Source organism: Sphingomonas sp. (assembly GCF_019746015.1).
Lineage (GTDB): Bacteria > Pseudomonadota > Alphaproteobacteria > Sphingomonadales > Sphingomonadaceae > Sphingomonas.
The window spans coordinates 1-11,149 of the sequence record NZ_JAIESM010000060.1 but is presented as its reverse complement, the minus strand read 5'-3'; the positions used below and the strand labels follow the sequence as shown (position 1 = coordinate 11,149).

The window sequence follows — 11,149 nt, the reverse complement described above, 5'->3', positions numbered from 1 at the left end:
ACCAAGTCGAAGTTCGACAACCTCTATGGCTGCAAGGAATCGCTGGTCGACGCGATCCGTCGCGGCACCGACGTGATGCTCGCCGGCAAGGTGGCGACGGTCGCCGGCTTCGGCGATGTGGGCAAGGGTTCGGCCCAGTCGCTGCGCAACGGCGGCGCGCGCGTGCTGGTGACCGAGATCGACCCGATCTGCGCGCTGCAGGCGGCGATGGAAGGTTTTGAGGTCGTGACGATGGAAGAGGCTGTCCAGCGCTCCGACATCTTCGTGACCGCGACCGGCAACGCCGACGTCATCACCGCCGACCACATGAAGGCGATGAAGAACATGGCGATCGTGTGCAACATCGGCCACTTCGACAGCGAAATCCAGATTTCGGCGCTGTCGAACTACAAGTGGACCGAAGTGAAGCCGCAGGTCGATCTGGTCGAATTCCCCGACGGCAAGCAGATCATCATCCTGTCGAAGGGCCGCCTGGTGAACCTGGGCAATGCGACCGGTCACCCCAGCTTCGTGATGTCGGCCAGCTTCACCAACCAGACGCTGGCGCAGATCGAACTGTACACCAATCCGGAGCAGTACAAGAACGACGTCTATGTGCTGCCCAAGCATCTGGACGAGAAGGTGGCGGCGCTCCACCTGGAAAAGCTGGGCGTGAAGCTGACCCAGCTGTCCAAGAAGCAGGCCGATTATATCGGCGTGCCGGTGGCCGGGCCGTTCAAGCCCGATCATTACCGTTACTAAGCGTTGATCCCCGGCCAGGCGCCGGGGAACAGCCAGACCACGGGCCCTGCGCCGACACCCGGCGTCGGGCCCGTGTTGCATTGCCGCGCCGCCCATCTAGAGTTGCGCGGATGACAAAAGGGGCAGCAGAATCGGCGCGATGATCGTTCTGACCCCCCTTGCCGCCACCATTGTCGGGGCCGTGCTGGCGGTGCTCATCGCGCTGGCGGGCTGGGCGCTGTTCGCGGGGCTGAGCGCCCGGGCGGAGGCGCGCGCGCTCGCCGCCGGGCGGGCGCAGCTCGATGCGCTGCTCGCCGCGTCGCCGGCGCAGGCGATGCTGGTTCACCCCAATGGCCGCGTGGTGATGAGCGAGCAGCTGGGCCGCTGGCTGGGGCTGCCGCGCCCGGCGCAGTTTCTGGGCGAATTGACGCGCGACGGGGCCGGTATCGTGGCGGACGATCTGGCGGCGCTGCACGAGGATATCGCGGCTGCGCACAAGGCCGCGCGGCCCTTTACCCGTCGGCTGAGGGTGACGGGCGCGGCAACCACGCTGGTGGCACGCGGCGAGCGCGGCGGCCGGGCGGTGGAAGGGGCCGTCGTCGTCTGGCTGATCGACGCGAGCGACACCGAAACCACGCTGGCGCGGCTGCAGGCCGAAAGCGCGCAGCTCCACGCCGCGTTCGACGCGCTGACCGGCCTGATCGAAGCAGCACCCATCCCGATGTGGTATCGCGGCGCCGACCTGAAGCTGATGATGGTCAACACTGCTTATGTGCAGGCGGTGGAGGGGCGCGACGCCGATGATGTCGTCGCGCGCGGGCTGGAGCTGATCGAGGGGCTGGGCACCGGTGGCCCGCTCGCCAATGCCGCCGCCGCGCGCGAGCAGCGCCGGCCGGTCACCCAGGCACTCCCCGCCACGATGCGCGGCGCGCGGCGGATGCTGCAGCTGGTCGATGTGCCGCTGCCCAGCGGCGGGGTGGGCGGTTTTGCCGTCGATATCGAGGAACTGGAGCAGGCGCGCGCCGCGCTGAAGCGCTTTGCCGAGGCGCAGCGCGCGATGCTCGACCGGCTGTCCGCCGGTGTCGCCCAGTTCGATGCCGATCGCAGCCTGGCCTTTTGCAACCAGCCCTTCCGCCGGCTGTTCGCGATGAAGCCCGAATGGCTGAGCGACCGGCCCGAGTTCGACCGGGTGCTGGAGCGGATGCGCGAGGCCAAGCGCCTGCCCGAAGTGCGTGACTTCCCCGGCTGGAAGGCGGAGCGGCGCGACTGGTTCATGGCGGCCGAAGCCGCCGAGGAGCAATGGCACCTGCCCGGCGGCACCCATCTGCGCGTGGTGGCGCAGCCGCTGCCCGATGGCGGGCTGCTGCTGATCTTCGAGGATCGCACCGAGCAGGTGCAGCTGGCCAGCGCGCGCGACACGCTGCTGCGCGTGCGCACCGCAACTTTCGACAATCTGTATGAGGCGCTGGGCGTCTTTGCCGCCGATGGCCGGCTGCAGCTGTGGAACAACCGCTTCCGCCAGGCCTGGGGCTTTGAGGAGGAACTGCTCGCCGCGCACCCGCGTGTCGATGCGCTGGCGAAGGCCGCCGAAGCCAAGCTCGCCAAGCCCGGCAAGGCGGTGCTGATCAGCGAAATGGTGCGCTCGGCGACGCTCGACCGGCAACAGCGCGGCGGCGACCTGGCCTTTGCCGATGGCCGCCATTTCGAATTCGCCGCCGTGCCGCTGCCCGACGGCAATGCGCTGTTCACGATGATCGACGTGACCGACAGCCGGAAGATCGAGCATGCGCTGCGCGACCGCAACGAAGCACTGGAGGCCGCAGACCGGGTGAAGACCGCCTTCGTCGCCAATATGAGCTATGAACTGCGCACGCCGCTCACCTCGATCAGCGGCTTCGCGGAGATGCTGAAGGCGGGCTATGGCGGGCCGCTCGACGATGCGGCGACCGGCTATGTCGCGGCGATCCTGGAGTCGGTCGAGCGGCTGTCGGCGCTGGTCGATGATGTGCTCGACCTTACACAGGGCGAGCGCGCGCCGGCGCTGGAGACGGCGGCGGTCGACGTCGCCGCGCTGGCTCGCGATGTCGCCGCGCGGCTGGCGCCCGTGATGGCCGCGCGCAAGCTGGACTTTGTCGTTGATCCCCAGCCTTCGAGTGGCGCGGTGACCGGCGACCCGGCACGGCTGGGCCAGGTGATCGAGAACCTGCTGCGCCATGCGAGCGGCGGCCTGTCTGAAGGCGGGCGGGTGCTGCTCCACTGCGATGGCGATGCGACGCATGCGCGCATCATCGTCTCCGATAATGGGCGGGGGATGACGCCCAAGGCGATTGCCCGGGCGTTTGACCGATTTGCCGAGCCGGGCATCACGCGCAGCGGCGAGCGGGCGCTGGGCCTTGGCCTGCCGCTCGCCAAGCAGTTTGTGGAGGCGCATGGCGGCACCATCGAACTGGTTTCCGAACGCGGGCAGGGCACGCTGATCACCGTCACGCTGCCGCGACGGCGCGCATGATCCGCCTGGACGGGCCCGAAGCGAGCGAGGGTTTCGGCGCGCGGCTGGCCGCGCTGGTGGCGCCGGGCGACGTGATCACGCTTACCGGCCCGCTGGGCGCCGGCAAGACCAGCATCGCGCGCGGGTTGCTGGCGGCGCTGGGCCTGGCCGGCGAGGCACCAAGCCCGAGCTTTGCGATCGTCCAGCCTTACGACCCGCCCGAGGTGTCGCTGCCGGTGCTGCACGTCGATCTCTATCGCATTGAAGACCCGGGCGAGCTGGCCGAACTGGGGCTGGACGAGGCGGAAGGCGAGTCGCTGCTGCTGATCGAATGGCCCGAGCGCGCCGGCGCCGATGCCTGGCCGCATGCGCTGGCGCTGACGCTGTCGGTCGCGGCGGATGGCGCGCGGTGCTTGACAGCGGCGGTGCCGGCGGCATGGGAAGCGCGATGGGCGCTGATCTGACACCCCCGCCGCTCGCGCGGGACTTTCTGGACCAACATGGCTGGGCAGGCGCGCAGATCGTGCCGCTGGCGGGAGATGCGTCGTTCCGCCGCTATTTCCGCGTGGCGGGCGCGGGGCGGCAGGCCATATTGATGGACGCGCCGCCGCCGCACGAGGATCCGCGCCCCTTCATCGCCATCGCCGAGTGGCTGCGCGCGCGCAATTTCGGCGCGCCGGCCATCCTGGCGCAGGCGGCCGATGCCGGGCTGGTGCTGATCGAGGATTTCGGCGACGAGCGGATGCGCGAGGCAATCGATGCGGGCGCGGCGCCGCTGCCGCTCTATCGCACAGCGGTGGATGTGCTGCTCGATCTGCATGGCCATGCGCCCGCGCCGGTGCCCGATTATGACCGGGCCGTGCTCCACCGCGAGGCGGCACTGCTGACCGAATGGTATTGCCCGACACTGGGGATCGCGGCCGATGCGGCGGGCTATGCCGCAGCGTGGGACGCGGTGTTCGATGCCGCGATTGCCCCCCGGCCGGTAACGGTGCTGCGCGATTATCACGCCGAAAACCTGATGCTGCTGCCGGGCGGGCGGCAGGGCCTGCTCGATTTTCAGGACGCGCTGGCCGGGCACCCGGCCTATGACCTTGTCTCGCTGCTGCAGGATGCACGGCGCGATGTCGAACCGGCGATCGAGGCGGCGATGCTGGCGCATTACCGCGCGGCCAGCGGCTCGGGGGATGATTTCGACGCCGCCTATCACATTCTGGGCGCGCAGCGGAACGCGAAGATCGTGGGCATCTTCACCCGGCTGTGGCGGCGCGATGGCAAGCCGCGTTACCCCGGGCTGTGCCCGCGCGTGTGGCGCTATCTGAACCATGATCTGGCGCATCCGGCGCTGGCGCCGGTTCGGGCTTGGTTCGACGCCAACATCCCCATGGCGCTGCGCGGCGACCCGATGCAGCTGGTTCAGGCCGCCGCGCAATGACCGCGAAGACGCTGGCGCTGCGCCCCGATCCCGGCGTGCCGGTGCCGGAGACAGCAATGGTGATGGCGGCGGGGCTCGGCAAGCGCATGCGCCCGCTCACCGCAACGCGGCCCAAGCCGCTGGTCGAGGTGGCGGGGCAGCCGCTGATCGACCATGCGCTCGACCGCTTGCGCGCGGCCGGGGTGAAGCGCGCGGTGGTGAACGTCCATTATCTGGCCGACGCGCTGGAGGCACATGTTCGCCGCCACGCCAATGGCCTCGACATCGTGATATCGGACGAGCGCGCGCAGCTGATGGAGACGGGCGGCGGGCTGGTGCAGGCGCTGCCCCATCTGGGCGACAGGCCGTTCGTCACCGTGAACAGCGACAATCTGTGGATCGACGGGCCGGTCGATTCGATCCGCGCGCTTGCCGCCGCGTGGGACGATGCGCGAATGGATGCGCTGCTGCTGCTGGTGCCGCTCGCCCGGGCGCATTGCCATGGCGGGCAGGGCGATTTCCACCTGAGCCCCGACGGGCGCATCGCCGGCCGCCGCCGGCCGGGCAGGCTCGCTCCGTTCGTGTGGACGGGTGTGCAGATTCTGAGCCCCCGGCTGATCACCGATTGGCCGCAGGGGCCGTTTTCCACCAACCTGTTCTGGGACCGGGCGATTGCCGCCGGCCGCGCCTTTGGCCTGGTGCATGGCGGGCTGTGGTTCGATGTCGGCACGCCGGGCGCGATTGCCCGGACAGAGGCCATTCTGGCGGATGGCTGAGCAGCGCGACCTGGCGCTCTATTCCATTCCGGCGCACCGCGCCTTTGCCGATGCGCTTGCCGCCGGGCTGATCCGCCGCTTTGGCGACGATCCGATGCGGCTGGCGCGCGGGTTGGTGCTGCTGCCCAATCAGCGCGCGGTGCGGGGGCTGAGCGATGCCTTTGTGCGCGCCAGCGGCGGCGCGCTGCTGCTGCCCCGGCTGGTGGCGATTGGCGACGCGGCGCTGGGCGAGGGGCTTGCCGCCGCGCTTGATCCGGCGGATGCCGCCGAGCCGGTGCCGCCCGCCATCGTCCCGCTTGCCCGGCGGATGACGATGGCGCGGCTGGTGGCACAGGCGCGGGCGCGCGCCGGCCAGCCGGTCGATGCGGCAGAGGCGCTGCGGCTGGCGGGCGAACTGTCGCACACGCTCGACCAGCTGCTGGTGGAGGAAGTGCCGCCCGCCCGGCTGCGCGCGCTGGAGATGACCGAGCAGCTTTCCAAGCATTGGGAGCGGGCGCTGGAGCTGTTCAAGGTGGTGCTCGACGATTGGCCGCAGGCACTGCGCGCGCTGGGGCAGATCGATCTGGCCGATCGCCGCAACCGATTGTTGAAGGCGCTGGGCGAGCGGTGGCGTGCGGCGCCGCCCGCCGGTTTCGTCTGCGCGGCCGGCATCAGCAGTGCCGCACCCGCGATTGCCCGGTTGCTGCGCGTCGTCGCCGGGTTGCCGCAGGGGCTGGCGGTGTTCCCCGATCTGGCGATCACCATGGCCGAGGAAGAATGGCAGGCGCTGGGGCCGCTGCCCCCCGATGCGGACGGGCGCCGCCCGCGCCCCATCGAGACGCACCCGCAATTCCAGCTGAAGCTGCTGCTCGAGCGGATGGGGGTGAACCGCGCCGAAGTGACGCCATGGCGCGACGGCGGCGGGCATGACGCGAGCGCCGCGCGGGGCCGGGTGATTGCCGAGGCGCTGGCCCCGGCCGAGTTCACCGCGCGCTGGAGCGAGCTGCCGGCGGCGGCGCGGCGCCTGTCTGGCGTGCGTGCGGCGGTGCTCGCCAATCCCGCCGAGGAGGCGCAGGCGATTGCGCTGGCGCTGCGTGAGGCGCTGGAGACCGAGGGCAAGACCGCCGCGCTGGTAACGCCGGACCGGGGGCTGGCGCGGCGGGTGGCGGCGCTGCTGGCGCGCTGGGGCGTCGACATCGACGATTCGGCCGGGCGGCCGCTGTCGATCCTGCCGCCGGGCACGCTGCTGCTGGCGCTGGCGGAGGCGGCGGCGCAGCGTTTCGCGCCGCTTGCCCTGCTCGCGCTGCTGAAGCACCCGCTGGTGCAGGCGGGGGAGGCGCGGCTGGGCTGGCTGGAGCAGGTGCGCCAGCTCGACCTTGCGCTGCGCGGGCCGCGCCCGGCGCCGGGGCTGGCCGGGATCGGCACGCATCTGGCGGGCGGCGAGGGGCGCGACGTTGCCGTCCGCCGTGCCGCGATCAGGGGGTGGGAGGGGATGCACGCACTGCTCGCCCCCATCGAGGCGGTGGCGGCGGCCGGGGAGCAACCGCTGGCCGGGCTGATCGCGGCGCTGCGCGATGTGGCACAGGCGCTGTGCGGCGATGGCCTGTGGTCTGGCCCCGCCGGGCGCGCGGCGGCCGATCTGCTGGCGGATATCGAGGCACAGGCACCGGCGGGTCCGGCGATGATCGACCCGGCGCTGCTGCCCCAGATATTGCGCCTGTTGCTGGAGGATGTGGCGGTGCGGCCGCCGCAGGGCGGGCATCCCCGGCTGGCCATCTATGGCCTGATCGAGGCGCGGTTGCAGACCGCCGATCTGACCATCTTGGGCGCGCTCAACGAAGGGGTGTGGCCCGCGCCCGCCGCGCCCGACCCGTGGCTCGCGCCGCGCATCCGCGCCGAGCTGGGCCTGCCCGGGGTCGACCGGCGGGTGGGGCAGGTGGCGCATGATCTGGCCAGTGCGCTGGGCGCGCCGGAGGTGCTGCTGACCCGCGCCCGGCGCGATGCGCGGGGGCCGGCGATCGCCTCGCGCTTCTGGTTGCGGCTGGAGGCGCTGACCGGCGGCATCGTTCGCGATGGCCAGCTGGAACATTGGGCGCGCACGCTGGACGTGCCGGACGATTTCGCGCCCGAGCCGTGCCCGGCGCCGGTGCCGCCGGCGGCACTGCGCCCGCGCTGCATCTCGGTGACCGAGGTAGACCGGTTGAAGGCCGATCCTTACGCCTTTTACGCGCGCAAGGTGCTGAAGCTCGCCGTGCTCGACGCGGTCGATGCCGAACCGAGCGCGGCGTGGCGTGGCACGGCGGTGCATGCGGTGCTGGAGGCCTGGGCGAAGGAGGGCGGGCTGGACCCGGCGCGGCTGATCGACCTGGCCCGGGCGATGCTGACCGCACCCGGCACCCACCCGCTGCTGCGCGCTTTGTGGCAGCCGCGGCTGATGGAGGCGATCAACTGGATTGCCGAGGAAACCGTAGAACTCGCCAGCACCGGGCGCCGGATCGTCGCGGCCGAGGTGAGCGGCGCGATCGACCTGCCCGGCGGGGTGCGGCTGACCGGCAAGGCGGACCGGATCGACCGGATGCCCGACGGCCATCTGGCGGTGGTTGATTACAAGACCGGCAAGGCGCCCTCCAATGCCGCGGTCAAACAGGGGTATAACCTGCAACTGGGCCTGCTGGGGCTGATCGTGGAGCGGGGCGGGATGGCCGGATTGGCCGAACTAGACAGTGTCGTGGATACATTTGAATACTGGTCGCTGGCCAAACATGATGGTCGTTTCGGTAAGGTAACAAGTCCGGTCCGCGACGGGCGCGACCCGCTGCCCGCCGATCAGTTCACCCGCATCGCGGCGGACAATCTGCAGGAGGCCATCGCCCGCTGGCTGACCGGGGACGCGCCGTTCACGGCCAAGCTGGTGCCCGAATATGCGCCCTATACCGATTATGATCAGCTGATGCGGCGCGACGAATGGTATGGGCGGGGGCCATGACGCCGGGCCTGCCCCCCCTGAAAGGCGATCAGGCGCCGGCCAGCGCGCCGGCCGCGCATATCTGGCTCGCTGCATCGGCCGGCACCGGCAAGACCCAGGTGCTGGCGGCGCGTGTCTATCGGCTGTTGCTGCGCGGCACCGATCCGGCCGCGATCCTGTGCCTTACCTTTACCAAGGCGGGCGCGGCCGAAATGTCCGGCCGCATCGCGCGCCAGCTCGCCCGATGGGTGCGGATGAGCGACGCCGATCTGAAGAAAGACCTGTTCGCGCTGGGCGAAGACCCCAATGATGCGCGGCTGCGCGCGCGGGCGCGCACCTTGTTTGCGCGGCTGCTGGATGCGCCGGGCGGCGGCATCCGCGTGCAGACCATCCATGGCTTCTGCCAGGGGCTGCTGGCCGGTTTTCCGCTGGAGGCGGGGCTGGTGCCGGGCTTCCGCCCGGTGGAGGGGCGCGAGGAAGCGGTGCTGGCGCGCGAGACGCTGGCCGCGCTGCTGGTGGAGGCAGAGCGCAGCAACCCGGCGCTGATCGACGCGATCGGCGCGCTCAGCCTGCGGCTGGGCGAGGGGGGCGCGGAGGAATTTCTGCACGCCTGCGCCGCCGCGCACGACGCGCTTGCCGCGCTGCCCAGCGGCATCCAGCCCGATCTGCGCCGGGCGTTCGATCTGCCCGCCGGCGATGTGGAGGAGGCAATCATCGCCGATTGCGCCGATGACCGGTTCGACATTGCCGGGCTGAAGCGCATCGCCGCCGCCAATCGCGCCTGGGGCACCAAGACCGGGGTCGAAGCGGCCGACCTGGCCCAGGCCTGGCTGGACGCGCGCCCGGCCGGCCGCGCCGCGATGCTCGATGCGCTGAAGGCCATCGGTTTCAAGAAGGATGACACGCCGCGCAGCTTCAGCGCCAAGGTGATTGCGGCGGAACCGGATTATGCCGAGCTGGCCGTGGCCATCGCCGAGCGTTGCCTGGCGCTCACCGGCCTGCGCGCACGCGCGGCCTATGCCGATCTGCTGGCGCGCGCGCTGAGTGCCGGGCGCGCTTATGCCCATGCCTATGCCACTGCCAAGCGCCAGCGTGGCCTGGTCGATTTCAACGATCTGATCGGCGCGACCGTGCGCCTGCTGCAGACGCCCGGCATGGGCCAATGGGTGCGCTACAAGCTCGATCTGGAAACCCAGCACATCCTGGTGGATGAGGCGCAGGATACCAATCTGGACCAGTGGCGCATCGTGCTGGCGATTGCGGAGGAGTTTTTCGCCGGCGACGGCACCGCCACCGGCCGCACTTTGTTCGTGGTGGGGGACTATAAGCAGGCGATTTTCGGCTTTCAGGGCACCGACCCCAAATTCTTCGCCTGGGCGGAGCGCGAAGTGGGCCGCCGCGCCGCCGCCGGGCATGATCCGGAAACGGGCGAGGGCACGCCGTTCCGGCAGCTGTCGCTCACCACCAGCTTCCGCTCCACCCAGCCGGTGCTCGATTTTGTCGATGCAGCACTTGCCCATCTGCCGGCACCGGGGCTCGGGATCGACGAGGTGCCCGCCCATGCCAGTGCCGGCGGCGGCCCGGGGGCGGTGGAACTGTGGCCGCCGGCCCGGGGCGGCGGGGCCGGTGACGACGAAGAAACCTGGATCGACGACCATATCCGCGCCAATGCCGGGCGGATCGCGCGCACGATCAAGGCGTGGCTCGACCCGGCCAATCCGCTGATGCTCCAGTCCAAGGGGCGGCCGCTGACGCCGGGCGATGTGATGGTGCTGGTCAAGCGCCGGGGCGAACTGGCCGCGCTGATCGTCGCCAAGCTCTATGCGGAGGGTGTGCCGGTGGCCGGGGTGGACCGGTTGCGGCTGAACGCGCCGCTGGCCGTGCAGGATCTGCTCGCGGCGCTGCGCTTCGCGCTTCAGCCGGAGGATGATCTGACGCTGGCGACCCTGCTCGTCTCCCCGCTGATCGGCTGGGGGCAGGACGAACTGCTCGCCGCCGCCGCGCCGCGCGAGACCGGGCTGTGGCGGCATCTGCGTGCAACGCAGCCCGAGGAAAAGCTGGCGCCGCTCTACGATCTGCTCGCCCGCGCCGATTTCTCCACCCCCTATCAGCTGCTGGAGCATCTGCTGTCGGGGCCGCTCGACGGGCGGCGGCGGCTGCTCCGCCGGCTGGGGACCGAGGCACGCGATCCGGTCGACGAACTGCTCGCCGCCGCGCTTGATTTCGAGGCGCTGGCGACGCCCTCGCTCCAGGCCTTTGTCGACTGGTTCGATCGTGGCGAGGTGGAGATCAAGCGCGACGCGGGCGAGGCGGGCGACGCGGTGCGGGTGATGACCGCGCACGGTGCCAAGGGGCTGCAGGCGCCGCTGGTCATATTGGCGGATGCCTGTGTAGACCCCGGCACCAGCCCGCGCACGCTGCTGCATTGGGAACGGGAGGTGGGCGGCGGCCGCATCCCCATTATCCGCCCGAAGAAGGATGAACTGGGCGGCCCGCTTGCCGAACTGGTGGCGGCCCAGCGCGACGCCGATCTGGCCGAGCATTGGCGGCTGTTCTATGTCGCTGCCACCCGCGCCGAGGAACGGCTGGTGATTGCCGGGTCGCTCGGCCCCCGCGCGAAGGAGGGCGCGCCGAAGGACAGCTGGCACGCCGCCGCCGACCGTGCCTTTGCCGCGCTGGGTGTGGTGGGCGAGGGGGAGCGTGTGTTCACCGGGCGAGTGCCGGGCAAGCCGCTGCCCCGGCGCGACGTGGCGCCGGTTGCCGAGCCACTGCCGCCGGTGCCCGGCTGGGCGCGCCGCCCCGCCCCG

7 protein-coding genes are annotated in these 11,149 nt (G+C 71.0%); all 7 read left to right on the top strand.

The window, feature by feature from the left end; genetic code table 11:
• Positions 1–741, top strand: a 741-nt coding sequence (locus K2Y03_RS08860; RefSeq protein WP_294090120.1) for an adenosylhomocysteinase, incomplete at its 5' end; no start/stop codon positions are given.
• A 139-nt stretch (positions 742–880) separates the two neighbouring features.
• Entirely contained in the window at positions 881–3,229 is a 2,349-nt protein-coding gene (locus K2Y03_RS08855) for a PAS domain-containing sensor histidine kinase (RefSeq protein ID WP_294090118.1), read from the top strand.
• Positions 3,226–3,672 (top strand): tRNA (adenosine(37)-N6)-threonylcarbamoyltransferase complex ATPase subunit type 1 TsaE, encoded by a 447-nt coding sequence (gene tsaE / locus K2Y03_RS08850; RefSeq protein WP_294090116.1) that lies wholly within the window; start codon positions 3,226–3,228, stop codon positions 3,670–3,672. Before K2Y03_RS08855 ends, tsaE begins: the two co-directional genes overlap by 4 nt.
• Positions 3,657–4,643, top strand: a complete 987-nt coding sequence (locus K2Y03_RS08845; RefSeq protein WP_294090114.1) for a phosphotransferase — start codon at positions 3,657–3,659, stop codon at positions 4,641–4,643. Before tsaE ends, K2Y03_RS08845 begins: the two co-directional genes overlap by 16 nt.
• A complete protein-coding gene (locus tag K2Y03_RS08840) occupies positions 4,640–5,398 on the top strand; it encodes a nucleotidyltransferase family protein (RefSeq protein WP_294090112.1) in 759 nt (252 codons plus the stop codon). Before K2Y03_RS08845 ends, K2Y03_RS08840 begins: the two co-directional genes overlap by 4 nt.
• A complete protein-coding gene (gene addB / locus K2Y03_RS08835) occupies positions 5,391–8,363 on the top strand; it encodes a double-strand break repair protein AddB (RefSeq protein ID WP_294090111.1) in 2,973 nt (990 codons plus the stop codon). The genes K2Y03_RS08840 and addB overlap by 8 nt, the downstream gene beginning before the upstream one ends.
• Positions 8,360–11,149: UvrD-helicase domain-containing protein (locus tag K2Y03_RS08830; protein WP_294090109.1), on the top strand; the 2,790-nt coding region annotated here is incomplete at its 3' end. The genes addB and K2Y03_RS08830, both read left to right, overlap by 4 nt.